This window comes from Paraburkholderia acidipaludis NBRC 101816 (genome assembly GCF_000684975.1).
In the GTDB taxonomy this organism is placed as follows: Bacteria; Pseudomonadota; Gammaproteobacteria; order Burkholderiales; family Burkholderiaceae; genus Paraburkholderia; species Paraburkholderia acidipaludis.
On sequence record NZ_BAXZ01000003.1, the window covers coordinates 130504 to 155364 of the forward strand.

General features: G+C 65.6%; 18 protein-coding genes and 1 tRNA gene. 13 read left to right on the top strand and 6 right to left on the bottom strand.

The annotated features are described in order from the left end of the window. The gene (argA, locus tag BAC01S_RS03260; RefSeq protein ID WP_027793466.1) at positions 1–1392 is read right to left on the bottom strand and encodes an amino-acid N-acetyltransferase; all 1392 of its coding nucleotides are present in this window, start codon (positions 1390–1392) and stop codon (positions 1–3) included. Between the two features lie 23 nt (positions 1393–1415). Between argA and hrpA the strand changes: the two genes are divergently transcribed. The 4 genes from hrpA to BAC01S_RS03280 all read left to right on the top strand — a co-directional run bounded on the left by hrpA (position 1416) and on the right by BAC01S_RS03280 (position 8715). Continuing rightward, positions 1416–5708 carry an ATP-dependent RNA helicase HrpA gene (gene hrpA, locus BAC01S_RS03265; RefSeq protein ID WP_084168163.1) on the top strand — a complete coding sequence of 1431 codons (4293 nt, stop codon included), beginning with the start codon at positions 1416–1418 and terminating at the stop codon, positions 5706–5708. A 128-nt stretch (positions 5709–5836) separates the two neighbouring features. Beyond that, on the top strand, positions 5837–6871 hold the full coding sequence (locus BAC01S_RS03270) for a YVTN family beta-propeller repeat protein (RefSeq protein ID WP_027793468.1): 1035 nt from the start codon (positions 5837–5839) through the stop codon (positions 6869–6871). A 146-nt stretch (positions 6872–7017) separates the two neighbouring features. Continuing rightward, positions 7018–7839, top strand: coding sequence for an EI24 domain-containing protein (locus BAC01S_RS03275; RefSeq protein WP_027793469.1), 822 nt, complete (start codon positions 7018–7020; stop codon positions 7837–7839). A gap of 39 nt (positions 7840–7878) precedes the next feature. Continuing rightward, positions 7879–8715: a competence/damage-inducible protein A gene (locus BAC01S_RS03280; RefSeq protein WP_027793470.1), complete on the top strand. Its 837-nt coding sequence runs from the start codon at positions 7879–7881 to the stop codon at positions 8713–8715. A gap of 124 nt (positions 8716–8839) precedes the next feature. On the opposite strand, the gene BAC01S_RS03285 is transcribed toward BAC01S_RS03280, so the two are convergent. Further along, entirely contained in the window at positions 8840–9304 is a 465-nt protein-coding gene (locus tag BAC01S_RS03285) for a rhodanese-like domain-containing protein (protein ID WP_027793471.1), read from the bottom strand. A 502-nt stretch (positions 9305–9806) separates the two neighbouring features. Between BAC01S_RS03285 and glnA the strand changes: the two genes are divergently transcribed. From glnA to BAC01S_RS03305, 4 genes are all read left to right on the top strand, one after another. Next, the gene (glnA, locus tag BAC01S_RS03290; protein ID WP_027793472.1) at positions 9807–11222 is read left to right on the top strand and encodes a type I glutamate--ammonia ligase; all 1416 of its coding nucleotides are present in this window, start codon (positions 9807–9809) and stop codon (positions 11220–11222) included. A 231-nt stretch (positions 11223–11453) separates the two neighbouring features. Continuing rightward, positions 11454–12596 (top strand): nitrogen regulation protein NR(II), encoded by a 1143-nt coding sequence (gene glnL, locus BAC01S_RS03295; RefSeq protein WP_027793473.1) that lies wholly within the window; start codon positions 11454–11456, stop codon positions 12594–12596. A 58-nt stretch (positions 12597–12654) separates the two neighbouring features. Further along, complete coding sequence (gene ntrC / locus BAC01S_RS03300; protein WP_027793474.1) at positions 12655–14181, top strand: nitrogen regulation protein NR(I); 1527 nt, start codon at positions 12655–12657, stop codon at positions 14179–14181. Positions 14182–14255: 74 nt separating this feature from the next. Next, a complete protein-coding gene (locus BAC01S_RS03305; protein ID WP_027793475.1) occupies positions 14256–16349 on the top strand; it encodes a prolyl oligopeptidase family serine peptidase in 2094 nt (697 codons plus the stop codon). A 24-nt stretch (positions 16350–16373) separates the two neighbouring features. On the opposite strand, the gene xth is transcribed toward BAC01S_RS03305, so the two are convergent. Further along, positions 16374–17159 (bottom strand): exodeoxyribonuclease III, encoded by a 786-nt coding sequence (gene xth / locus BAC01S_RS03310; protein ID WP_027793476.1) that lies wholly within the window; start codon positions 17157–17159, stop codon positions 16374–16376. A 103-nt stretch (positions 17160–17262) separates the two neighbouring features. After that, on the bottom strand, positions 17263–17991 hold the full coding sequence (locus BAC01S_RS03315; RefSeq protein WP_027793477.1) for an SDR family oxidoreductase: 729 nt from the start codon (positions 17989–17991) through the stop codon (positions 17263–17265). A gap of 224 nt (positions 17992–18215) precedes the next feature. On the opposite strand from BAC01S_RS03315, the gene BAC01S_RS03320 reads away from it, so the two are divergent. Then, positions 18216–18839, top strand: a complete 624-nt coding sequence (locus BAC01S_RS03320; protein ID WP_027793478.1) for a 2-hydroxychromene-2-carboxylate isomerase — start codon at positions 18216–18218, stop codon at positions 18837–18839. A gap of 108 nt (positions 18840–18947) precedes the next feature. Here BAC01S_RS03320 and BAC01S_RS03325 read toward each other — a convergent pair whose 3' ends face one another. Continuing rightward, the gene (locus tag BAC01S_RS03325) at positions 18948–19922 is read right to left on the bottom strand and encodes an NAD(P)H-dependent flavin oxidoreductase (RefSeq protein WP_027793479.1); all 975 of its coding nucleotides are present in this window, start codon (positions 19920–19922) and stop codon (positions 18948–18950) included. A 220-nt stretch (positions 19923–20142) separates the two neighbouring features. On the opposite strand from BAC01S_RS03325, the gene BAC01S_RS03330 reads away from it, so the two are divergent. Together BAC01S_RS03330 and BAC01S_RS03335 are read left to right on the top strand one after the other, a co-directional pair. Further along, positions 20143–20673 (top strand): PadR family transcriptional regulator, encoded by a 531-nt coding sequence (locus tag BAC01S_RS03330; RefSeq protein WP_027793480.1) that lies wholly within the window; start codon positions 20143–20145, stop codon positions 20671–20673. Between the two features lie 162 nt (positions 20674–20835). Then, positions 20836–20912 (top strand) — tRNA-Met (locus BAC01S_RS03335). 514 nt (positions 20913–21426) lie between these two features. Here BAC01S_RS03335 and BAC01S_RS03340 read toward each other — a convergent pair. Beyond that, positions 21427–22122 (bottom strand): aspartate/glutamate racemase family protein, encoded by a 696-nt coding sequence (locus tag BAC01S_RS03340; RefSeq protein ID WP_027793481.1) that lies wholly within the window; start codon positions 22120–22122, stop codon positions 21427–21429. Between the two features lie 136 nt (positions 22123–22258). On the opposite strand from BAC01S_RS03340, the gene dinB reads away from it, so the two are divergent. Continuing rightward, positions 22259–23419: a DNA polymerase IV gene (dinB, locus tag BAC01S_RS03345; RefSeq protein ID WP_407667903.1), complete on the top strand. Its 1161-nt coding sequence runs from the start codon at positions 22259–22261 to the stop codon at positions 23417–23419. A gap of 86 nt (positions 23420–23505) precedes the next feature. Further along, positions 23506–24792, top strand: a complete 1287-nt coding sequence (locus BAC01S_RS03350) for an amidohydrolase family protein (RefSeq protein ID WP_027793483.1) — start codon at positions 23506–23508, stop codon at positions 24790–24792. Positions 24793–24861: the final 69 nt, after the last annotated feature.

Consider the following 24861-nt stretch of genomic DNA (forward strand, 5'->3'; position numbering starts at 1 on the left):
TCAGAGCTGCTTCATCAGCACGAGCGATTTGCGCTGCCAGTTATAGAGTCGGCGGCGGTCTTCGGGCAGGTCGTCGACCGTGGCCTTGACGAAGCCGCGCTTGAGGAACCAATGCTCGGTGCGGGTCGTCAGCACGAAAATGCGCGTGAGGCCGCGCGCGCGGGCGCGCTGCTCGATCCGGCGCAACAGGCGTTCCCCGTCGCCGGAACCTTGCGCTTCGGGCGCGACGGTCAGGCACGCCATCTCGCCGATGCGCTCCTGCGGATAGGCGTACAGCGCCGCGCAGCCGAACAGCACGCCATCGTGCTCGATCACCGAGAAGTGGTCGATGTCGCGCTCGATCTGGTGGCGGCCGCGCCGCACGAGCGTGCCGTCCGTTTCGAGCGGCTCGATCAGCGTGAGGATGCCGCCGACGTCGTCGGGCGTCGCTTCGCGCAGGCTCTCGAGGTTCTCGTACGAGATCATGGTGCCCACGCCGTCGTGCAGGAACAGTTCGAGCAGCAGGCTGCCGTCGAGCGCGTAAGGCAGGATGTGCGCGCGGCCCACGCCGCCGCGGCAGGCGCGGATCGAGTGCTTCAGGTAGAACCCCGCGTCGCCGAGCACGGTGCCGCCTTCGTGCAGCTTGTAGGCGTCGTCGAGCGACATTTCGCGGATCAATTCGCCTTCTTCGTCGTTGAGGCCCGGCGTTTCCGTGAGGAAAATGATCTTGTCGGCGCGCAGCGCGATCGCCGCCGCCGAGGCCACGTCTTCCATCGAGAGATTGAACGCCTCGCCCGTGGGCGAGAAGCCGAGCGGCGAAAGCAGCACGAGCTTGCGGCTCGCGAGCGAATGGCGGATCGAGTCGGCGTCGATCTTGCGCACGACGCCCGTGTGCTGGAAGTCCACGCCGTCCAGGATGCCGACCGGGCGCGCAGTCACGAAATTGCCCGAAACGACGCTGATGTGCGCGTGCGCCATGGGTGTGTTCGGCAGACCCTGGCTGATCGCGGCCTCGATGTCGAGACGCACTTCGCCGGCCGCTTCCTTTGCCGATTCGAGCGCGCGGGCATTCGTGATGCGCATGCCGTGCGAGAACTCGGACTCCACGCCGTGCAGGCTCATCTGCTCTTCGACCTGCGGGCGCGAGCCGTGCACGAGCACGATCTGGATGCCCATGGCCTGCAGCAGCGCGATGTCGGCCGCGAGCGCGTTGAGCAGATTCTGGTGCACGACCTCGCCGCCGAAACCGACGACGAACGTCTTGCCCTGGAAGGCATGGATGTAGGGCGCGACCGATCGCATCCAGTCGACGAACTGCGCGTGCTGTGCCACTTCCTGCGAAGCGGAATCCGCGGCTGCGACGGAAGCCGGCGAGCCTGCGGGCGTGGGGACGAGGTCGGTTTGGGAATTCATGCCCGGGATTATAATGCGCCCCCATGTCGAATGTACCCAAAAGACCTGCGTCGGAGCAGGGCAGCAACACACGCGGCGAGTCCGGCGCGGCGCACGGTGGCGCGCCGGAAAAAAGCGCGGCGCAGAAGTATGGCGATGCTCAGAAACCTGCGTCCGCGGAGCGGCTTGCGGCGCTCGTGAGCGGCGGCGCACGGGATGGCGCGCGCGTGCAGGAAAAGCGTGCGCAACAGGCGCCGCAAACGCCGCGCTCGGCGAAGGAAGAGCCGGCCGCCACGCCGGCGCCCGCGCGCGGCGCTCGAAATCCCGAACGCGCTGCGCGCGCGAGCGACGAACGCAAGGAGCGCGGGGAGCGTCCCGCGCGCCGCGTGATCGAGCCCAATCCGGTTCCGCCGGTCACCTTCCCCGAAGCGCTGCCCGTTTCCGGCCGCCGCGAGGAAATCGCACGCGCGATCGCCGGTCACCAGGTCGTGATCGTGAGCGGCGAGACCGGCTCGGGCAAGACCACGCAGCTGCCGAAAATCGCGCTCGCGCTGGGGCGCGGACTCGGCGCGGGCGGCACGGGCCTGATCGGCCACACGCAGCCGCGCCGGATCGCGGCCTCGGCCACAGGGCGCCGCATTGCCGAAGAACTCGGCACGCCGTTCGGCGAAGTCGTGGGCTACAAGGTGCGTTTCACGGACAATCTTTCGCCGGGCGCGTCGGTCAAGCTCATGACCGACGGCATCTTGCTTGCCGAAACGCAGACCGATCCGCTGCTGAAGGCCTACGACACGATCATCATCGACGAGGCGCACGAGCGCAGTCTCAACATCGACTTCTTGCTCGGCTACCTGAAGGAGATCCTGCCGCGCCGGCCCGACCTCAAGCTGATCGTGACCTCCGCGACGATCGACGCCGACCGCTTCGCGCGCCACTTCGGCAGCGAGGAGAAGCCGGCGCCGGTGATCGAGGTGAGCGGGCGTCTGTATCCGGTGGAGGTGCGCTATCGGCCCGTGCAGGAAGACAGCCCCGCGGTGAAGGCCGCGCAGGGCACGACGGGCCGCGAGAAAGGCGAAAGAGGCAAGTCGCAGCGAAACGCGGACCGCGACCTGATGGACGCCATCGTCGACGCCGTGGACGAGCTGTGCCGCGAAGGCCCGGGCGACGTGCTCGTGTTCCTGCCCGGCGAGCGCGAGATTCGCGACGCCGCCGAGGCGCTGCGCAAACACCATCCGCCGCACACGGAAATCCTGCCGCTCTTCGCACGGCTCTCCGCGCAGGAGCAGGAGCGCGTGTTCAAGTCTTCGAACGCGCGCCGCATCGTGCTGGCTACGAACGTGGCGGAGACTTCGCTCACGGTGCCGGGCATCCGCTACGTGGTCGACACGGGCCTGGCGCGCGTGAAGCGCTACTCGTACCGCAACAAGGTCGAGCAACTGCAGATCGAATCGATTTCGCAGGCCGCGGCGAACCAGCGCGCGGGCCGCTGCGGCCGCGTCGCGGACGGGGTCTGCATTCGTCTCTACGAAGAGCAGGATTTCCTTTCGCGGCCGAAATTTTCCGATCCGGAAATTTTGCGTTCGTCGCTTGCGGCCGTGATTCTGCGCATGAAGTCGCTGCACCTCACGGCGATCGAAACGTTTCCGTTCATCGAGCCGCCGCCCGGCCGCGCCATCGCGGACGGCTATCAGTTGCTCAACGAGCTGGGCGCCGTGGACGACGACAATGCGCTCACGCCGCTGGGCCGCGAACTCTCGCGCCTGCCGCTCGATCCGCGCGTGGGCCGCATGATCCTCGGCGCGCGCGACGAGCAGTCGCTGCGCGAGGTGCTCATCATCGCGAGCGCGCTTTCGGTGCAGGATCCTCGCGACCGGCCGATCGAGGCGCAGGAGCAGGCCGACCAGGCGCACCGGCGCTTTGCCGACGAGCGCTCCGAATTCCTTCAGTGGCTGAAGATCTGGGCGTGGTTCGAAGAAGCGGTGGCGCACAAGAAGTCGAACCGGCAACTCGTGGATGCGTGCCGGGCGAACTTCCTTTCGCATCTGCGGCTGCGCGAATGGCGCGACGTCCACTCGCAGCTGCTCACGGTGGTGCGCGAACACGGCTGGCGGCTGAACGAATCGGAAGCGACCTACGAGCAGATTCATCACGCACTGCTTACGGGCCTGCTCGGCAACATCGGCTTGAAAGCCGACGACGATCCGCATTACCTCGGCGCGCGCGGCATCAAGTTTCATCTATGGCCCGGTTCGGCTCTCGTCAAGAAGGCGGGGCGCTGGGTCGTGGCCGCGGAACTCGTTGAAACGAGCCGTCTTTACGCGCGCTGCATCGCGAAGATCGAGCCGGAATGGCTGGAGAAGGTCGGCGCGCATCTGTTGAAGAAGTCGCTTTCCGAGCCGCATTGGGAAAAGCGTGCCGCGCAGGTGAGCGCGTTCGAGCGCGGCGTGCTGTACGGTTTGCCGGTTTATCAACGCCGCCGCGTGGCGTTCGGCCGGCAGGACCCGGCGCGTGCGCGCGAACTCTTCATTCGCGGCGCGCTCGTGGAGGGCGAGTTCGACACGAAGCTCGCGTTCTTCGCGCACAACCGCAAGCTGCTTGCGGACATCGAGCAGCTCGAGCACAAGTCGCGGCGCCAGGACGTGCTCGTGGACGACGAATTGATCTACGCGTTCTACGATCAGGCGCTTCCCGACGGGATCTATTCGGGGGCGTCGTTCGAGCGCTGGTATCGCGACGAGGTGAAGAAGAGCGGGCAGCCCGAGGACAAGCTGCGCCTCCTGTACCTTTCGCGCGACGACTTGATGCGCCACGAGGCCGCGGGCGTCACGACCGAACTGTTTCCGAAGCGCATGACGATGTCGGGCGTCGCGATGGCGCTCACCTATCACTTCGAGCCGGGCTCGCCGCGCGACGGCGTGACGCTCGCGGTGCCGCTCTACGCGCTCAACCAGGTCGATGCGCGGCGCTGCGAATGGCTCGTGCCGGGCATGGTCAAGGAAAAGGCGCAATTGCTGCTCAAGTCGCTGCCGCAGAAGCTGCGCCGCCACTGCGTGCCGCTGCCCGAATACGCGGCCGGCTTCGCCGAGCGGACGGGCGGCGAGCGTTTCGGCGCGGGCGGGCTGCTCGAAGCGCTGATTGCCGACGTGCGCGAGCAGACGCAGATCGCGATGAAGTCGTCCGACTTCAAGCTCGAGACGCTGCCCGCGCATCTGTTCATGAACTTCAAGGTGATCGACGAGCACGGACGCCAGCTCGCCATGGGGCGCAATCTTGCGCAACTGCGCGCGGAGCTGGGCGCTCAGGCGCAGCAGCAGTTCCAGAAGCTGGCCAGTGCGACGGCGCTGGCGGCACTCGAAACGCGCGCGCAGGACGGCGGTGCGGAACCGCAGCCGGGCAAGGTCGGTCCCGTTGCGGTGCCGGGCAAAGGCAACGCGCCCCAGATGCCGCATACGGCGCCCGCCGCCGAAGGATCGCCGGCCACGGCGCTCTACGAGAACCTCACGACCTGGAATTTCGGCAAGCTGCCCGAATTGCTCGAGATCCGCCGCGGCGGGCAGACGCTATTCGGTTATCCGGCGCTCGTGGACCGCGGGACGCACTGTGACGTGGAAGTGTTCGATTCGCCCGAAGAGGCGGCGCGCATCCATCGCGCAGGATTGCGGCGCTTGTTCGCGCTGCAGTTGCGGGAGCCGGTGCGCTACCTCGAGAAGAACCTGCCGGGCCTGCGCGAGATGGCGATGCATTTCATGGCGCGCGCCACGCAGGAGGAGCTGCGCGATCAACTGGTGGAGCTGGCGCTCGATCGCGCCTGCCTGCAGGATCCGCTCCCCGACGACGACACGAGCTTCCACGTGCGCCGCGACGAAGGGCGCGGGCGGCTCTCGCTGCTCGCGCAAGAGATCGCGCGGCTCGTGGGCCAGATCCTTGCCGAATATGCGGCGGTGACGAAGAAGCTCGTGCAGGCGAAGGCGTTCGGTCCGGCCGCCGCCGACATGCAGGCGCAGCTTGACGCGCTGATCGGCAAGCGCTTCGTACTCGATACGCCTTACGCGCAGCTCGTGCATTTTCCGCGTTACCTGAAGGGCATCGCGCTGCGCATCGACAAGCTGCGCGCCGACGCTGCCCGGGACGCCCGCCTCGCCGCCGAACTGCAGCCGCTGCAGCAGCAGTATCAGCGCGCGCTGTCGCAGCGCGGCGGCGTGTTCGATCCGCGGCTCGGCGAATTCCGCTGGCTGTTGGAGGAACTGCGCATCTCGTTATTTGCCCAGGAGCTGCGCACGCCGATGCCCGTATCGATCAAGCGCCTGCACAAGGTCTGGGAATCGATGCAGCGTTAGCGGCATAACGACGGCTGACGCGCAAGGCGTGGTTTTCTGACGCATGCCCTTCATTTCACAGGGCCTACGTCAACCTTGCTAAAGACTGGACGTTCTACAATCACGAATCCTTCCGGAAGTGAGTTCCCATGCGTCCCTCTGAATCTCGCCGCGCGTTTTGCCGCACGGCCGGCCGTCTTGCTGCCGCCGGCGCGCTGGCGTGCACTGCGCTTTTTTCGCTTGCCGCGCACGCGAACACCGTCAACAACGTGATCGTGCTCAATTCCGGCGAGGCCACGCTCAGCCTGATCGATCCGCAAACGCAGCAGGTCGTCGGCACCGTGCCTACCGGCAAGGAGCCGCACCACCTCTTTCCCACGCCGGACAACCAGTCGCTGATCGTCGCGAATTCGGTCTCGAACAACCTCTTGTTCGTCGATCCGAGAACGGGCAAGCCTCAGCGCTGGGTCGAGAACATCGAGGACCCGTACCAGCTGGGCTTTTCGCCGGACGAAAAGTGGTTCGTCACCACCGGCCTGCGCCTCGACCGGCTCGACATCTATCACTACGCCGGCGGCGGCAACGTCACGCTCGCGAAGCGTCTGCCGCTCTCGGCCATGCCCAGCCATATGGCGTTCACGAAGGACAGCCGCATCGTGTTCGTCTCGCTGCAGGTCTCGGGCGAGCTCGCGGCCGTGGATCTGCCCACGCAAACGGTGCTCTGGAAGATGAAGGTCGGGCCGGCGCCGGCGGGGCTGTGGCTCACGCCCGGCGACAAATACCTGCTGGTCGGCATGACGGGCGCGGACTACGTCGCCGTCGTGGACTGGCGCAACCAGAAGATCGTCAAGCAGATCCAGGTGGGCAAGGCGGCGCACAACTTCCGCTCGCTCGTGGACGGCCGCCACGTGCTGGTGTCGAGCCGCGTGTCGAACACGATCAGCATCGTCGACGAAGAAACGCTCGAGAAGACCGGCGAGATCAGCGGCCTGATGCCGGGGCCCGACGACATGGAGCTCACGGCCGACAAGCGCTACCTGTGGGTGACGTTCCGCTTCGCGAAGCACGTGGGCATCGTCGACATGCAGACGAAGAAGCTCGTCAAGACGATTCCCGTGGGGCGCTCGCCGCACGGCATCTACTTCTACGACCGCGCGCCGGTCGCGGCGCCCAACGGCGCGTAAGCGGGGTTCCCCGGGGCGCGCTCCGGGCCTTGTGTGCAGGGGCGGCTGCAGCGCCCGCCCGCGCGGTGGTTTATGCTTGCGCTGTAGCCGCCATGCTGCGGCGTTTGCGTTCTCTACCACACTGGTCGTTGCCACCCCAAGCCCGCATGAATGATCTGCTGCGCTCGTTCGGACGCGCACTCGCAAGCGTGTTCCATCCCGTCATGCTGTTCCTCACCTTCGTGCCGTTCCTGCTGGCGGCGTTCGCGTGGGGCGCACTGCTATATGCCTTCTGGCAGCCGTTGATCGAAACGGCCCGCGTCTGGCTCGGCAGCTGGTCGTTCACCGCCTCTCTCTATCACCTGTTCGACTGGCTCGGCTTCGGCGGCCTGCGTGCCGTCGTGGCGCCGTTCGTCGTGGTTGCCGTCGCGATCCCGCTGATTGTCGTGACCGTGCTGCTGTTGATCGTTGCGCTCGCCATGCCGCGCGTGATCCGCTATCTGTCGAACCGGCAATACGCGGCGCTGGAAATGCGCCGCGGCGGCAGCTGGTACGGCAGCCTGGCGCACTCGCTGTGGACCACGCTCGTCTGCCTCGTTCTGATGGTGGTGACGTTGCCGCTATGGCTCGTGCCGCCGTTCTTCGCATTGATCCCGCCGCTGCTGTGGGGTTGGCTCACGTATCGCGTGATGACCTACGACGCGCTCGCGCTGCACGCGAGCGCCGAGGAGCGCCGCGCCATCGTGCGCCGCTATCGTCTGCCCTTGCTGACGATCGGCGTGGTGAGCGGGCTGCTTGGCTCGCTGCCCACCGCGATCTGGGTGTCGTCGGCGTGGCTCGTGGTGCTCTTTCCGGTGGTCGCCGCGCTGACCATCTGGATCTACGCGTTCATTCTGGTGTTCACGGCCCTGTGGTTCGGCAACTATTGTCTGCGCGCGCTCCAGCGCATGCGGGCGGAAACTCCGCATCATGCGGTGCCCGCGCGCTGACATCCCCTATTCAGCCCATACAACGAGACGAGGCGATACATGGCATTTGGCGTCATCATCATCGGCGACGAGATTCTCTCCGGGCGCCGTCAGGACAAGCATCTGCCGAAGGTTATCGAGCTGCTCGGCGCGCGCGGGCTCACGCTCGAGTGGGCCGAGTACGTCGGCGACGACCCGAAGCGGATCACCGCCACGCTGCGCCGCAGCTTCGCCTCGGGCGACGTCGTGTTCTCGACCGGCGGCATTGGCGCGACGCCGGACGACCATACGCGGCAGTGCGCGGCGGCGGCGCTCGCCGTGCCGCTCGCGCTGCATCCGGACGCCGAGGCCGCGATCCGCGAGCGCATTCGCGACATGCATACGGGCAGCGATCCCGTGAATTTCGGCTCGCCGGAGAATCAGCATCGATTCCAGATGGGCACGTTTCCGGTGGGTTCGGAGATCATCCCGAACGGCTACAACAAGATCCCCGGTTTCTCGATTCGCGATCACTACTTCGTGCCGGGCTTTCCGGTGATGGCTTGGCCAATGATCGAATGGGTGCTCGACACGAAGTACGCGCATCTGCATCACCAGACGCCGCACGCCGAGAAGTCGCTGCTCGTGTTCGAGTTGCCCGAGTCCACGCTCACACCGCTCATGGAGCGCATCGAGCGGGACTTCCCGGGCGTGCGCGTGTTCAGCCTGCCGAGCGTCGGCGACGCCGAGCGCGGCGGCATCTACGCGCGGCGGCATATCGATCTGGGTGTGAAGGGCGAACCCGAGGCGGTGGCGGCGGCCTTCGTGAGGCTGCGCGAAGGCGTGCATCTGCTGGGCGGCGATGTCGTGGAACCGCAGGAAAGCGGCGGCCGCAGCGAGCCGCGCACGGGCGCCTGAAGGGCACGCCACGGCTTCAGCACATCATCGGCCTGTCACACACGGCGCTCAAAGTGGCCAATCGGCCTGCGCCCGAGGTGGGGCGCAGGCCGTCGCGCAGCGGGCGCGGGCGGCACGAGATGCGTCAGGCGCCGATCCAGGGCAGGCCGCGGAAGCACCAGCCCGTGACGGTTTTGCGGTGGCCCCGGCTGTCCTTGTCGCCCTCGAAGCCTTCGAGCAGGTCGTAGGCGCGCGTGTAGCCCACCTTGGCGGCTTCCACGGCGGCGAGCTTCGAGCGCGCGGCGCTGCGGCACAGAAATAGCACCGGCGCGTCCGGTTCGACGGCCTCGCGCAGCTGGGCGAGAAACTCGGCGTTCGGTACGCCGCCGGGATAGCGGGTCCACTCGATATGGGCGTATTGGCCGTCGCCGATGACGGGGCGGCCCACCCAGTCGAGTTCGGCACGCGTGCGCACGTCCACGAGGCGCGCTCGCGGATCGAGTTGCAGAAGCTCGAATGCCTCGGCGGGCGATACCGCGCCCGCGTAGGCCAGGTGATTCTCGACGCGGCGCTTCCCGGCCTGGGCATACAGCTGTTCGAGCGTACTCATGACAACGGATCTCCTGTGTCGGTCGGAGCGGGAGCGTTAGCGCCCGACTCCGGACTCGTGAAGGTTACTGTTTGGCGTTGGGCTAGGAGACCATTCTAGCGCGCGGCACTTCGGCGGGACGGGCGTGTCCGACAAGACGGCAGTCGAGAGGCGAACGGGCGCAAAGGCAGGAATGCATCCAAATGGTGCATTCCTGCCGGCTTGCACCATAATGGAGTAAATTCGGCGCGCCAATTTCGGGATTGCACGAAATCGGTGCTTCGAGTGGACCGGCGCCCGCCGCAGGGCGACGAAGAGGTCAGACGTTTTCACTCTAACCGCGCGTCGCCAAAGGGATTTGCGCCAGCTTGGCGCATGCATGGCACGGAAGCTGCTTTATACGTCGCGATCGATTCGCAGCCGGCCGGCCGATCGCGGCCAGGGACGGCGCCGGCGAGGATCAACAGATTCGGGACGGCGACGCAAGGGTGTTTGCCGAAATCATCAATCAGGAGAAAAGGTTATGAGTAAATCCGTGGCCGACGTCATGCAACTCGTCAGGGACGAAGACGTCAAGTTTGTCGACTTCCGCTTTACCGATACGCGCGGCAAGGAACAGCACGTTTCGGTGCCGGTTTCGGCATTCGAAGAAGACAAGTTCGAGAGCGGCCATGCGTTTGACGGTTCGTCGATTGCCGGCTGGAAGGGCATCGAGGCGTCGGACATGCTGCTCGTGCCGGACCCCAACACGGCCTTCATCGACCCGTTCTACGAAGAATCGACGCTCGTGCTGACCTGCGACGTGGTCGAGCCGGCCGACGGCAAGGGCTACGAGCGCGACCCGCGCTCGCTCGCGAAGCGCGCCGAAGCGTACCTGAAGAGCACGGGCCTCGGCGACACGGCCTTCTTCGGTCCGGAACCGGAATTCTTCATTTTCGATTCGATCCAGTGGAACACGGACCAGTCGGGCTGCTTCGTCAAGATCGGCTCGGAAGAAGCACCGTGGTCGTCGGGCAAGGAATTCGAAGGCGGCAACACGGGTCACCGTCCGGGCACGAAGGGCGGCTACTTCCCGGTCGCGCCGGTCGATTCGTTCCAGGACATCCGCTCGGAAATGTGCCTGCTGCTCGAGCAGATCGGCATTCCGGTTGAAGTGCACCACCACGAAGTGGCGGGCCAGGGCCAGAACGAAATCGGCACGAAGTTCTCGACGCTCGTGCAGCGCGCGGACTGGACGCAGCAACTGAAGTACATCGTGCACAACGTTGCGCACACTTACGGCAAGACGGCCACGTTCATGCCGAAGCCGGTCGTCGGCGACAACGGTTCGGGCATGCACGTGCACCAGTCGATCTGGAAGGACGGCCAGAACCTGTTCGCAGGCAACGGCTACGCCGGCCTCTCGGAATTCGCGCTGTTCTACATCGGCGGCATCATCAAGCACGCTCGCGCGCTGAACGCGATCACGAACCCGGGTACGAACTCGTACAAGCGTCTCGTGCCGCACTTCGAAGCACCGGTCAAGCTGGCCTACTCGGCGCGCAACCGTTCGGCATCGATCCGTATTCCGCACGTCAGCAATCCTAAGGGTCGCCGCATCGAAACGCGCTTCCCGGATCCGCTGGCCAATCCGTACCTGTGCTTCTCCGCGCTGATGATGGCGGGTCTGGACGGTGTGCAGAACAAGATTCACCCGGGCGAAGCCGCCGACAAGAACCTGTACGACCTGCCGCCGGAAGAGGATGCAAAGATCCCGACCGTCTGCGCGGGCCTCGACCAGGCACTGGAAGCGCTCGACAAGGATCGCGAGTTCCTGACGCGAGGCGGTGTGTTCACCGACGGCATGATCGACGCGTACCTCGAACTGAAGGAATCCGAACTGCAGCGCGTGCGCATGACCACGCACCCGGTCGAGTTCGAACTGTACTACTCGCTGTAAGTCGAAGATGGCGCAACGCATGCTGCGGCATGGCGTTGCGCTGCTTCGATCTGCTTCGAATGTTTGCCGCGCGCGACGATCGCGACCGGTCAGGAAGGGACGGCGGCGCCGTCCCTTTTTCGTTGTGCCGCCGGGCCCTGCCCGAGGCGCCGCACGACCAGCGCGAGTGCCGTTGCGCATAGCCCTCGATATCGATATTGCCGGCGTGCCGCACGGCGCCCGGACGGATACATGGTGCTCAAGAATCTGATCAAGGCCAGGAAGGGCCACGCCGAACCGCTCTCGGACGACGCGCCGCTCGTCGTTTCGGGCCTTCTGCCGGGCTTCGAGGCGCTGCCGACGGTTGTGCTCGTGCTCGACAAGCGCACGCTGCGGGTGGCGTTCGCCAATCCGTCGGCCGAGGCCATGCTCGATCTGTCGCGCCGGCAGCTCGCGCAGATGGCGTGGTCCGATCTCTTCACCAATGCCGACGAGCTGGTCGCGACGATCGCCTCGATCGCCGAACACCGCTTTCACGCCACGCGTCTTGACGCGACGCTCGAACGCCCGGGCCGCGAGGCGCTGCACGTGCACGCGATCGTCGGCTTTCTGGAGAGCGCGCCCGACTACGTGCTGCTCGAACTGTTCGAGAACGAGCGGCACATCCGCAGCGACCGCGAGGAGCGCATCCAGGACCTCACGGCCGTCAACAAGCATTTGATCCGCAATCTCGCGCACGAGATCAAGAACCCGCTGGGCGGCATTCGCGGCGCGGCGCAGTTGCTCGAATTCGAGCTTGGCGCGCTGCAACGCGACGAGTTGCGCGAGTACACGCAGGTCGTCATCAAGGAGTCCGACCGCCTGCAGACGCTAGTCGACCGGCTGCTCGAACCGCACCGGCATCCGCATATCGTCGGCGACGTGAACATCCACGAGGTGTGCGAGCGCGTGCGCGCCGTGATTCTTGCCGAGTTTCCGCGCGGCCTCACGATCGAGCGCGACTACGACGTGAGCGTGCCCGACCTGCGCGGCGACAAGGAGCAGCTGATCCAGGCACTGCTCAATATCGTGCGCAACGCGGCGCAGGCGCTGCGCGAGCGCATCTCGCAGGGCGACGCGCGCATCGAGCTGCGCACGCGCATTGCCCGCAAGGTCACGATTTCAAAACGCCTGTGCAAGCTGGCACTGGACTTGCATATCACCGACAACGGGCCCGGCATTCCGGAGGATATCCGTGACCGCATCTTCTATCCGCTCGTGTCGGGGCGCGAGGATGGCAGCGGCCTCGGACTCACGCTCGCGCAGACTTTCGTGCAGCAGCACGAAGGTTTGATCGAGGTGGACAGCCGTCCTGGACATACCGAGTTTCAGATCCTCCTGCCGCTCGACTGCTGACAAGATTGCCGACAGGACTGCTGAAAAGCGCACGCCAACAAGACTTCTGACCGACCTTATGAAGCCGATCTGGATAGTAGACGACGACCAATCGATACGCTGGGTGCTCGAAAAGGCACTCGCGCGCGAGAACTTCACGACCCGCAGCTTTTCGAACGTGCGCGATGCCGCGGGCGCGCTCGAACACGACAGCCCCCAGGTGCTGGTGTCCGATATCCGGATGCCGGGCGGCTCGGGCCTCGAACTGCTGCAGACGGTGCGCGAGCGCGTGCCGGGCCTGCCCGTCATCATCATGACCGCGTTTTCCGACCTCGACAGCGCGGTCGCCGCGTTTCAGGGCGGCGCGTTCGAATATCTCGCGAAGCCGTTCGATGTCGACAAGGCCGTCGAGCTGATCCGCCGCGCCGTGGACGAGAGCGTGCGCGGCGAGCATCCATGGGACGACCGGCCCGCCGAAGCGCCCGAGATGCTCGGTCAGGCGCCGGCCATGCAGGACATGTTCCGCGCGATCGGGCGGCTTTCGCATTCGGCCGCGACCGTGCTCATCACGGGCGAGTCGGGCACCGGAAAGGAGCTCGTCGCGCGTGCGCTGCACCGTCATAGCCCACGCTCGAATGGTCCGTTCATCGCGCTCAATACCGCGGCCATTCCGAAAGATCTTCTGGAATCCGAACTGTTCGGCCACGAGCGCGGCGCGTTCACGGGCGCGCAGGCCATGCGTCAAGGCCGCTTCGAGCAGGCCGAGAACGGCACGCTCTTTCTCGACGAAATCGGCGATATGCCGTTCGATCTGCAGACGCGTTTGCTGCGCGTGCTGTCGGACGGACAGTTCTACCGCGTCGGCGGCCACAATCCCTTGCGCGCGAACGTGCGCGTGATCGCGGCGACGCACCAGAACCTGGAGACGCGCGTGCGCCAGGGGCTCTTCCGCGAGGATCTCTATCACCGGCTCAACGTGATCCGCCTGCGCCTGCCCGCGCTGCGCGAGCGCAGCGAGGACATCCCGCTGCTCACGCGCCACTTCCTGCAGAAGAGCGCGCGCGAACTCGGCGTCGAGCCCAAGCGCGTTTCCGACGAGGCGCTTGCGTACCTTTCGTCGCTGCCGTTCCCGGGCAACGTGCGCCAGCTCGAGAATCTCGCGAACTGGCTGACCGTCATGGCGCCCGCGCAGACCATCGAGACCAAGGACTTGCCGCCGGACCTCGTGCCTGCTCAGGGCACGCCGGTCGAGGCCGGTGTCGCGACGGCCAGCGTGGAGACGTCCGGCGCGCTCGCTACGGCCGGCGCGGCATCCGGCATGGCGGGTGCGAGTACCGGATTCGCGCCGGGTGCGCACCCGGCGGCCAGCCCCGGCGCCGGAGCAGCGGCGCTCGCGCTGTGGGAATCCGGGTTGCGGACCGAGGTTGCGCGCCTGTTGCGCGAGAACAGTGCCGACGTCATGGACGAACTCTCGCGCCGCTTCGAAGCCGCGGTGATCCGCGAGGCGCTCGACTTCACGCGCGGCCGCAAGGTCGAGGCGGCCGAGCGTCTCGGTATCGGCCGCAACACCATCACACGCAAGATCCAGGAGCTCAACCTGGAGTGAGCGCGGCGCGCGCCTCGCGAAGGCAGGCGCGCGTACAGGGCATAATCGACGCTGTTTCCCGCAAGCCACCGACTATGCCTCTGACTTCCCCCTGGCCCGCCGAGGCCGATCCCTTTCTTTCGCTCGAATCGCTCGACGACCCGGCCGCAAGCGCCTGGGTCGAGGCACAGAACGCCCGCACGCATGCCGCATGGCAGGGCGGCGAGCGCTTCGAGGCGTTGGAGAAGCAACTCGCGCAGGCGTATTTGCCGCACGAGCGCCCGGTGATCCCCAGCCGCTGGCAACAGTGGGCCTACGATCTCTGGGAGGACGAGGGCAATCCGAAGGGCATCTGGCGCCGCGCGCTGTGGGCCGACTGGCGGGCGCACCGGCCGCAGTGGCAGACGCTGATCGACTTCGATGCCCTCGGCGAGGCCGAGGGCGTGCCCTGGGTTTGCGCCGGCATCGACATCCTCTATCCGGATGGCGATCGCGCGCTGATCCAGCTTTCGGACGGCGGCGCCGACGCCGTGACGGTACGCGAGTTCGACCTCGAGCGCCGCGTATTCGTGGACGAGGGCGTGGACGAGGGTTTCGTCGTCGCGAAGGAAGGCAAGCATACGATTTCGTGGATCGACCGCGACACCGTCTATGTGGGTTGGGACAACGGCCGCCGTTCGCTCACGCGCTCGGGCTATCCGCGCGAGGCGCGGCGCTGGACGCGCGGGACGCGGCTTGCGGATGCGCCTGTGGTGTTTCGCGGAGACTTCGACGACGTCAGTGTCGAAGCCGACTACGATCCTGTCGAGCGGCGCCATGACCTCGTGCGCAGCGTCGACTTCTTCGACGCGCGCAACTACTGGCTCGACGACAAGGGGGCATGGCAGCAGTACGATCTGCCGTCGCACGTCGCGGTCGGTGCGTGGCAGGGCTGGCTGCTGCTGGAGCCGCGCCTCGACTGGGCGTGCGCAGGCGCCACGCATGCGGGCGGCGCGCTGCTCGCGATCCGCGAGGACGCCTTCCTCGCCGGCGAGCGCACCATGACGGCGCTCTTCACGCCGACGCCCGTGACGTCGGCGTGCGACTGGACCAATACGAAGCACTATCTCCTGGTGTCCTGGCTCGACGACGTGCAAAGCCGCACGATGTTGTGGCAGCCCGAGATCCAGGGCGGCACATGGACCTGGCGTTCGCGAGCGTTTCCTGTGCGCGCGAGCTCGCAGGTGGAGGTGTCGCCCGTCGAGGACACGCTCGATGACGAAGTGTTCGTCGATGTCGACGATTACCTGCAGCCGCCCGAGTACTGGCTCGCGGATCTGGCGAAAGCCGATCTTCAGGACTGGGAACTACTTGACCGCTGGCCCACGCAATTCGACGCGACCTCGCTCACGGTGATGCGTTTATACGCACATTCCGCGGACGGCACGCGCGTGCCCTTCACGGTGATTGGCCCGCGTGCGGCGCTCGAAGGCGATGCGCGCAAGCCGCTGCCGTGTCTCCTCACGGCCTATGGAGGATTCGCGATCGCGCTGACGCCGCAGTATCTCGTGAGCTCGGGCATCGGCTGGCTGGAGCAGGGCGGTATCGTTGCGGTCGCGCATATTCGCGGCGGCGGCGAGTACGGCAACGCCTGGCACGTTCAGGCGCAGTGCGAGCATCGTCAGCGCTCGTTCGACGACTTCATCGCCGTTGCGCAGCAACTCGTGGCCGAGGGCTGCACGACGGCCGCGCAGCTTGGCATCAAGGGCGGCAGCAATGGCGGACTGCTCGTCGCCGCCTGCATGGTGCAGCGGCCCGAGCTGTTCGGCGCCGTCGTGTGCGAAGTGCCGCTGCTCGATATGCGGCGTTACCCGCTGCTGCACGCCGGCGCGTCATGGCTCGACGAGTACGGCGATCCCGACGATCCGGTGCAGGGGCGCGCGATGGCGGACTGGTCGCCGTATCAGCGCGTGCAGGCCGGCGCGCCGTATCCGCCTTCGCTCTTCACGACCTCGACCAGCGACGACCGTGTGCATCCCGGCCACGCGCGCAAGATGGTGGCGCGCATGCAGGAGCAGGGGCACGCCAACGTGTGGTATCTGGAGAACACCGAGGGCGGGCACGGGCCGGGCAGCGATGCGCTGGAGCGTGCGGAGTACGACGCGCTCGTGTTCCGCTTTCTGTGGACGACGCTTGCCGGAACGTGGTGAGCGTTTCCGGCAGCGTCGTTGTGGTCAGGCGCCGGCGCCGAGTTGCGCCACGACCGGCGTGTGATCCGAAGGCTGTTCCCACTTGCGCGGCGTCTTGTCCACCTCGCACGACATGAGCTGCGGCGCGAGCACCGGCGAAAGCAGGATGTGGTCGATGCGCAGCCCCGCGTTACGGCGGAACGCGAACATGCGGTAATCCCACCACGTGAAAGTTTTCTCGGGCTGTTCGAACTGCCGGAAGGCATCGACGAAGCCAAGCTCGACGAGCCGCGCGAACTGCGCGCGCTCTTCGGGCGAAACGAGGTTCTGGCCTTCCCAGGCCTTGGGATCGTGGACGTCGCGATCTTCGGGCGCGATGTTGTAGTCACCGAGCAGCGCGAGTTTCGGGTAGCGCTGCAGTTCCGCGGCGAGCCAGTCGTGCAGCGCATTCAGCCACTGCAGCTTGTAGGCGAATTTGTCGGTGCCCGGCGCTTGGCCGTTCGGAAAGTAGGCGCTCACGATGCGCGTGTCGCCGACCGTGGCGGCAATCACGCGCTGCTGCGGATCTTCGAACGCGGGAATGTTGCGCACGACTGTGGCTTCGTCCACGAAAACGCCGTCGCGCACCAATATGCCCACGCCGTTATAGGTCTTTTGGCCCGTGAACCAGCTGCGGTAGCCATGCGCTTCGAGTTCGGCGCGCGGGAACTTCTCGTTCGGAAGCTTCAGTTCCTGGAGGCACAGCACGTCGGTCTGGCTTTCGGTGAGCCAGTCCATGACGTGCTGCAGGCGGACTTTAAGGGAGTTGACGTTCCAGGTGGCAATCTTCATGAGCGGCTCGGTCTGCTGACGGCGGTGAATCAGGATGCGCGCCGCACAGGCGGGCGCGCGACGCGTCATTATGACCCGCTTCAGCCTGCCGGAGGGATTCGCCTCACCATTCCTCGATCCATGGCCGCAGGTCGAGCTCGTGCGTCCATGCGTCGCGGGGCTGCTGGTGCAGCATCCAGTAGGCGTCGGCGATATGGTCGGGGTTCAGGATGCCGTCGCGCTCCTTGAGCTTGTAGCGCTCGGGAAAGTTCTCGCGAATGAACTCCGTGTCGATCGCGCCGTCCACGATGAGCTGCGCGACATGGATACCCTGCGGCCCGAGTTCGCGCGCCATCGACTGCGCAAGCGCGCGCAGCGCATGTTTGGCCCCCGCGAATGCGCTGAAGCCTGCGCGTCCGCGCAGGCTTGCGGTTGCACCGGTGAAGAAGATCGAGCCGTGGCCGCGTGGCAGCATGACCTTTGCCGCTTCGCGTCCCATCAGGAAGCCCGCGAAGCAGGCCATTTCCCAGACCTTGTGATAGACGCGGGCCGTAGTTTCGGTAACCGTGAAGCGCACGTTCGCGCCGATGTTGAAGACGGCCGCCTCGATGGGCGCGATCTTCGTCTCGATCTCTTCGAAAAGCGCGATGACGTCCTCTTCCTTGCGCGCGTCCGAGCCGAATGCGTGGGCTATGCCGCCTTCGGCTTCGATTTGCTCGACGAGCGGCGCGAGCTTGTCGGCATGACGGCGCGTCACGCAGGCGATGTAGCCTTCACGCGCGAAACGGCGCGCGATCGCACCGCCGGTGGCGTCGCCCGCGCCGATCACGAGCACTGCTTTCTTTGAAGTCATGGCCGGGTTGTCTCCTGTCACAGTATGAATTGCATTGCGGAATAAAAAGCTGCCTGCCGGTTCAATCTCATGGGGTACTGAGGGTGAGTCAAAAAATGGATCGGCTCAACGGAGGGACTCATCGGTTGCCGGGCAAACCGACTATCAGTATATTGACCTGCGTTGGGTCGGATGAGTAGGCAGCGCCGCTCGCGCTGCCGCGGACGAATCAAGGAGGAGACACGATGAGCGATGTTAAGGTGGCGTTTCTGTTCGACTTTGGCAGTCCTAACGCTTATTTGAGCCACAAGGTGATCGGCGAGGTCGAGCGGCGCCAGGGCGTGCGTTTCGACTATGTGCCGGTCCTGCTGGGCGGGCTCTTCAAGCTGAGCGGCAATCGCTCGCCGGCGGAGGCGTTCGCGGGTATCGCGAACAAACAGAAATACATGATGGTGGAAATGCAGCGCTTCATCGCGCGGCACGGACTCACCGCGTATCGCCACAACCCGCATTTCCCCGTCAATACGCTGCAACTCATGCGCGGCGCGATCGCGGCGCAGCGTAACGGAACCTTCGAGCGCTACGTCGACCGCGTGTTTGCGCATATGTGGGAGGACGGCCTCAAGATGGACGACCCGGCGGTGTTGCGCGCAACACTCGAAGCCGATGGCTTCGATAGCGCGGCATTCGAAGCTGCCGTCGGCGATCCGCAAGTGAAGGGCGCTTTGCTCGCGAATACGCAGGCTGCGTTCGACCGCGGGGCGTTCGGCTCGCCGACGTTTTTTGTCGGCGACGAGATGTTCTTCGGCAAGGACCAGTTGCGCGACGTGGAGGAAGAAATCGTACGCGTCAGGGCGCTGAAGGGTTGAATGCGAAGCCGGCGCGCGGAGGGCGTGCGGCGGCTTCGCGGGCACGGGCAGGCGGGTGTCGTCCACGCTTGCCTCGTGTCGCGCAGAGGGTCTGCGATGCTGTGCGGCTTAGGCTTCGACCGCTTCGGCCGCCATGCCGAGGCGCGTGCGCGCCGCCTCGTATTCGCGCTTCAGTCGCGCGATCAGTTCGGCGGCGGGCAGAATGCTCTTGACTGCGCCAATCCCCTGGCCCGAGCCCCAGATGTCCTTCCACGGCTTCACGCGCGTGGAGCCGAAATTCATCGCCGACGGATCCGATTCGGGCAGCGCATCCGGATCGAGGCCGCTCGCCACGATGCTCTGGCGCAAATAGTTGCCGTGTACGCCCGTGAAGAGATTCGAGTAGACGATATCGCCCGCGCTGCCGTCGACGATCATCTGCTTGTACGCGTCGACTGCGTTGGCCTCGTTCGTCGCAATGAACGCCGATCCGATATAGGCGAGGTCGGCACCCGCAGCCTGTGCCGCGAGAATCGCATTGCCGTTGCCGATGGCGCCCGAGAGCAGCAGCGGGCCGTCGAACCATTCGCGGATCTCGTGGATCAGCGCGAACGGCGAGAGCGTGCCGGCGTGGCCGCCCGCACCCGCGGCGACGGCGATCAGACCGTCGGCGCCCTTCTCGATCGCCTTCTTCGCGAATGCATTGTTGATGATGTCGTGCAGCACGATGCCGCCCCACGCGTGCACCGCGCGGTTCACTTCCTCGCGCGCGCCGAGCGACGTGATGACGATCGGCACCTTGTATTGCGCGCAGACACCAAGATCGTGTTCGAGCCGGTCATTCGACTTGTGGACGATCTGGTTCACGGCGAACGGCGCGGCCGGATTATCCGGATGCTTCGCGTTGTGCTCGGCGAGCTCGGTCGTGATGCGGTCCAGCCACTCGCCGAGCACGTGCTCGGGCCGGGCGTTGAGCGCGGGAAAGGAGCCGACGACGCCCGCCTTGCACTGCGCGATGACGAGATCGGGGTTCGAAATGATGAAAAGCGGGGAGCCTACGACCGGAATCGACAGGCCGCGGCGCAGCACGGCGGGGAGGGACATCCAGATCTCCTGATGGGGACGGAGCCGCCCGGATTCGAGGCGGCCGCCGTCGCGGTCTTCGTTGCGTCTCAATGGCACCGAAACCGCAGCGTGACGCGTACCACGGCTCGACAGGCTTAAACATAGCAAAGCGAGGCGCACTATGCAACTAGTTGCATAGTGCGCCTGCTCGAGAGGATTAAGGGTCGGCGTGGTCGAAGCGGTGATTTAGAATCGCCGCATGTCGACCCCCCACGCCATCCTGATTGCCCTGCTGGAGAAGCCCTCCAGCGGCTATGACCTTGCGCGGCGCTTCGACCGCGCGATCGCCTATTTCTGGCAGGCCACCCACCAGCAGATTTATCGCGAGCTCGGCCGCATGGTCGAGGCCGGGTGGGTTGCCGTGATCGAGAACGAGGCGCCGGCCGCGACACGCCGAAAGGTCTATTGCGCGCTGCCGGTGGGGCGCGAAGAGGTGATCCGCTGGGTGCGCGAGACGCCGCTCGGGGCGGATGACCGGAATGTGTTTCTGCTGAAGCTGCGTGCCGATGCGGTGATCGGGCCGTTAGGTCTGGGCGAAGAGCTGCTGCGGCTGATCGACGATAATCAGGCGCGGCTAGACCTGTATCGGGAGATCGAGCAGCGCGATTTCGGCGCGCCGTCGCTCACGCGTGCGCAGCAGGTTCAATACGCGATTCTCAAGGCAGGGATACAGGCGCAGGAGATGTGGCTCGAATGGGCCGAGGAAGTGCGGCCGTTGCTGAATGTGTAGTGGTGAGATGGTTTGATCGGGAATCCGAAGTAATGGTCATCGCTTCGCTTGAACGTGCCTCATCTTGTACGCGGCCTTGGCGTTCGATTCTGCATTTGGCTGTGCACGAGAAAAATGTTTGACGTGACGGCGGCGAGGCCCTATAATCTTTTCTTCGACGGACGCGGGGTGGAGCAGTCTGGCAGCTCGTCGGGCTCATAACCCGAAGGTCGTAGGTTCAAATCCTACCCCCGCAACCAAGCATCACAAGGCTTCCAGCCGATTTCGCGTGTCTTCCGGAATTGTCTGGTTCGTCGAGTAGAAAATTCTCAGGACAATCGCCGCACATTTTAGGCGGATTTGTCGAGCAAATGAACCCGCCGCGAGCGGGTTTTTTGTTGTCCGTTGGTCCAGCGCACCCCACGCGCATCGGCCGCACTCGCAACATTCGAGACCTATTTAGGGAAACGAAACAAATAACCGACTCACCGGTTTCCAGACTCGTTCGCTTTCTCCGACAGGCGCATCGGTCTAATCTGGCTGTCCATGCCACTGTCCTTTGCGCGAGCAACTCATGCGCCCAATCATTCTTAGTCACGCTTCTCGTGAGTTTGTCAACGACCACGCATCGCAACACATTGACGGCCTCTCGGTCGTTGGATCCGTCGTGTTGCTCGTATTTGCGGTTGTCATTTTCGCGACTACGTCCGGCCGTCTCTGGTCTGCGCTCAAGGGCGACACGCGTTTGCGCTAGATTCCGCGCCGGTCAGCAGTTCAGCCTTCGATCGCCCAATCCACAGCCGCCTGCGCGTGCAGCGCGGTGGTATCGAATACCGGCAGCGCCGAATCGCCCGCGCCGATCAGCAGCGTGATTTCCGTGCAGCCCAGAATGACCGCCTGCGCGCCGCGCGCCTCGAGATCTTCGATTACGCGTTGATAAACGCGCCGCGACTCGTCTTTCACGATACCGTGACAAAGCTCGTCGTAGATGATGCGATGCACGTCTTCGCGATCCTGCTTGCCGGGCACGACGGCTTCGATGCCGTGTCGCCCATGCAGGCGCCCGACGTAGAAGTCCAGCTCCATCGTATAGCGCGTGCCGAGCAACCCGGCGCATGTGACGCCCGCTGCCTTGAGTGCGGCGCCGGTCGGATCGGCGATGTGCAGGAAGGGCACCGCAATGGCCGCTTCAATCGCGGCACACACGCGATGCATCGTATTCGTCGCGAGCAGGACGATTCCGGCGCCGCCGCGCTCGAGCTGCATGGCGGCTTCGGCCATCTGCGCGCCCAGCGCATTCCAGTCACCCGCGCGCTGCAACGCCTCGACCCCCGCGAAGTCCACCGTCACCATGAGGCTGCGTGCGTTGTGATGGCCGCCAAGGCGTGCCTTGGTGTTGCGGTTCAGCAGCCGGTAATACTCGGCGGACGACTCCCAGCTCATGCCGCCGATCACGCCTATCGTCTTCATCACCATGGTTCTGTCCGTAACGGGTTCGAGCGGACGAGTATAGGCCGCTGCCCGCCCGCGTACAGATACGGTGCTGTCTCACCGTGGCGGTACAGCCAGGGGACAGATCGAAGACAGCCGTCTTGAAAAGGATACTGTGCTTTTGTACAGTATCGATACCTTGAACGCGTCATCCTTCGCCCCGCCGCAGCCGGCCACGAGCAGCGCCATGCGCAAGATCATCCATTGCGATTGCGACTGCTTCTACGCGTCGGTCGAAATGCGCGACGATCCGTCGTTGCGCGGGCGTCCGCTCGCCGTCGGCGGGCGGCCCGACCAGCGTGGTGTCATCGCTACCTGCAACTACGAGGCCCGGCGCTTCGGCATTCATTCGGCGATGTCGTCCGCGCTCGCCATGCGCAAGTGTCCCGATCTGCTGATCCTGCCCTCGGCGATGGAGAAGTACCGCGTCGCGTCGCGGCAGATCATGGCGATCTATCGCGACTACACGCCTGACGTCGAGCCGCTTTCGCTCGACGAAGCCTATCTCGACGTCACGCATGCCACGCGCTGCAAGGGCAGCGCCACGCTGATCGCGAAGGAGATTCGCGAGCGCGTGCATGCCACGGTGGGGGTGACGGTCTCGGCGGGCGTTGCGCCGAACAAGTTCGTCGCGAAGATCGCTTCGGACTGGAACAAGCCCGACGGCCTCTTCGTCGTGCGACCGGAGGAGGTCGATGCGTTCGTCGCCGACCTGCCGGTGCGCAAGATTCACGGCGTGGGCAAGGTCACGGCCGCGAAGCTCGATAAGCTCGGGCTCGCGACCTGCGCGCAACTGCGCACATGGTCGCTGATCGATCTGCATCGCCAGTTCGGCGTGTTCGGCAAGCGGCTTTACGAGCTGTCGCGCGGTTTCGACGAGCGGCCCGTGTGCGCGGACCAGGAGCGCAAATCGGTGAGCGTCGAAACGACTTACGTGAACGATCTGCTCACGCTCGAAGCCTGCAGCGAAGAGCTCAAGCCGCTCGCGGCCCAGCTCGATGCCCGCATCGAGCGCGCGGGCTGTGCGCACGCGGTGCGCAAGCTCTACGTGAAGATTCGGTTCGCCAATTTCCAGCGCACGACGGTCGAGTGCGTGCGTGATGCCACCGATCTGCCGACCTTTCTTGCACTCCTCGAAAAGGGGCTCGCGCGGCGCAATCTCGGAGTGCGGCTTCTCGGTGTGGGCGTGCGGCTCGAAGAGGACAACCCCGCGCTGCACGGTCAGTTTCCGCTCTTCGACAAAGACTCCGAAGACGGCCGTGCGCCCGGCGCCTGAGCGGCACGCGCCGTTATGCCGGCGGCGCCTGGCTGGCACGGCTTTTCTGGCGCCGATAGAATCGGCGCAACGAGGAGGAGCCGCTCATGGACTTGATCATCCGCCACGCAACGCTCGCGCACGGGCATCCCGCTGGCCATTCCACGGTCGATATCGGCATCGAGGCGGGTCGCATCGCCGCCGTCGAGCCGCAGCTTGCCGCCGGTGCGCGCGAGGAGATCGACGCGGCCGGCTCGCTTGTCACGGCGCCGTTCGTCGACGCGCACTTTCACATGGATGCGACGCTCTCGTACGGCCTGCCTCGCGTGAACGCGTCGGGCACGCTGCTCGAGGGCATCGCGCTGTGGGGCGAGCTCAAGCCCCATCTCACGCAGGAGGCGCTGGTCGAGCGCGCGTTGCAGTATTGCGACTGGGCCGTCGCACGCGGGCTGCTCGCCATCCGCAGTCACGTCGACGTCTGCGACGAGCGGCTGCTGGCGGTCGAGGCGCTGCTGGAAGTGAAGCGCCGTGTCGCGCCGTATCTCGATCTGCAACTGGTGGCGTTTCCGCAGGATGGGCTGTTGCGCAGCCCCGGCGCATTCGAGAGCCTCAAGCGCGCGATTGCAATGGGTGTGGACGTGGTGGGCGGCATTCCGCACTTCGAGCGCACGATGGCCGACGGCGCCGCGTCGGTGCGATTGCTGTGCGAGTTTGCGGCCGAGAAGGGCTTGCGCGTGGACATGCACTGCGACGAGTCCGACGATCCGCTCTCGCGGCACATCGAGACGCTGGCGGCCGAAACGCACCGGCTGGGTTTGCATGGCCGCGTGGCGGGTTCGCATCTCACCTCCATGCATTCGATGGACAACTACTACGCGAGCAAGCTGCTGCCGCTGATGCGCGAGGCGGGTGTGGCGGCGATCGCGAATCCGCTCATCAACATCACGCTGCAAGGCCGTTCGGACACCTATCCGAAGCGGCGCGGCATGACACGCGTGCCCGAGCTGATGGCGGCCGGCATCGACGTCGCGTTCGGCCACGATTGCGTGATGGATCCGTGGTACAGCTTCGGTTCCGGCGACATGCTCGAAGTGGCGCACATGGGGCTGCACGTCGCGCAGATGACGGGTGTGGCCGCCTCGCGCGCGTGCTTCGATGCCGTAACGGTGAGTCCGGCTAAGATCCTTGGTCTCGAAGGCTACGGCCTCGCAGCAGGTTGCGCGGCGAACTGCGTGGTGCTCGACGCGAGCGATCCTGTCGAGGCGATCCGTCTGCGCGCGCCGCGGCTCGCGGTGGTGAGTCGCGGCCGGGTGGTGAGCCGGCAACCGGCGCAGCGTGCGGCGCTGGCGCTTGAAGGGCGGCCCGGTAGTGTCGATTTCAAGCTGCATCGCTAGCGCAGCCGTAGCGGCAAACCAGCGCCGCGGAAGAACAGCAAAGGAACGGCAAGAAAAAACCGCGCACGG

Coding starts and splice junctions, on each gene's coding strand:
- BAC01S_RS03285 (WP_027793471.1), bottom strand. CDS start 9,304: ATGAGTACGCTCGAACAGCTGTATGCCCAGGCCGGGAAGCGCCGCGTC.
- BAC01S_RS03340 (WP_027793481.1), bottom strand. CDS start 22,122: ATGAAGACGATAGGCGTGATCGGCGGCATGAGCTGGGAGTCGTCCGCC.
- BAC01S_RS03280 (WP_027793470.1), top strand. CDS start 7,879: ATGGCATTTGGCGTCATCATCATCGGCGACGAGATTCTCTCCGGGCGC.
- glnA (WP_027793472.1), top strand. CDS start 9,807: ATGAGTAAATCCGTGGCCGACGTCATGCAACTCGTCAGGGACGAAGAC.
- hrpA (WP_084168163.1), top strand. CDS start 1,416: ATGTCGAATGTACCCAAAAGACCTGCGTCGGAGCAGGGCAGCAACACA.
- BAC01S_RS03330 (WP_027793480.1), top strand. CDS start 20,143: ATGTCGACCCCCCACGCCATCCTGATTGCCCTGCTGGAGAAGCCCTCC.
- xth (WP_027793476.1), bottom strand. CDS start 17,159: ATGAAGATTGCCACCTGGAACGTCAACTCCCTTAAAGTCCGCCTGCAG.
- glnL (WP_027793473.1), top strand. CDS start 11,454: ATGGTGCTCAAGAATCTGATCAAGGCCAGGAAGGGCCACGCCGAACCG.
- BAC01S_RS03315 (WP_027793477.1), bottom strand. CDS start 17,991: ATGACTTCAAAGAAAGCAGTGCTCGTGATCGGCGCGGGCGACGCCACC.
- BAC01S_RS03270 (WP_027793468.1), top strand. CDS start 5,837: ATGCGTCCCTCTGAATCTCGCCGCGCGTTTTGCCGCACGGCCGGCCGT.
- BAC01S_RS03305 (WP_027793475.1), top strand. CDS start 14,256: ATGCCTCTGACTTCCCCCTGGCCCGCCGAGGCCGATCCCTTTCTTTCG.
- BAC01S_RS03275 (WP_027793469.1), top strand. CDS start 7,018: ATGAATGATCTGCTGCGCTCGTTCGGACGCGCACTCGCAAGCGTGTTC.
- BAC01S_RS03350 (WP_027793483.1), top strand. CDS start 23,506: ATGGACTTGATCATCCGCCACGCAACGCTCGCGCACGGGCATCCCGCT.
- BAC01S_RS03320 (WP_027793478.1), top strand. CDS start 18,216: ATGAGCGATGTTAAGGTGGCGTTTCTGTTCGACTTTGGCAGTCCTAAC.
- ntrC (WP_027793474.1), top strand. CDS start 12,655: ATGAAGCCGATCTGGATAGTAGACGACGACCAATCGATACGCTGGGTG.
- BAC01S_RS03325 (WP_027793479.1), bottom strand. CDS start 19,922: ATGTCCCTCCCCGCCGTGCTGCGCCGCGGCCTGTCGATTCCGGTCGTA.
- argA (WP_027793466.1), bottom strand. CDS start 1,392: ATGAATTCCCAAACCGACCTCGTCCCCACGCCCGCAGGCTCGCCGGCT.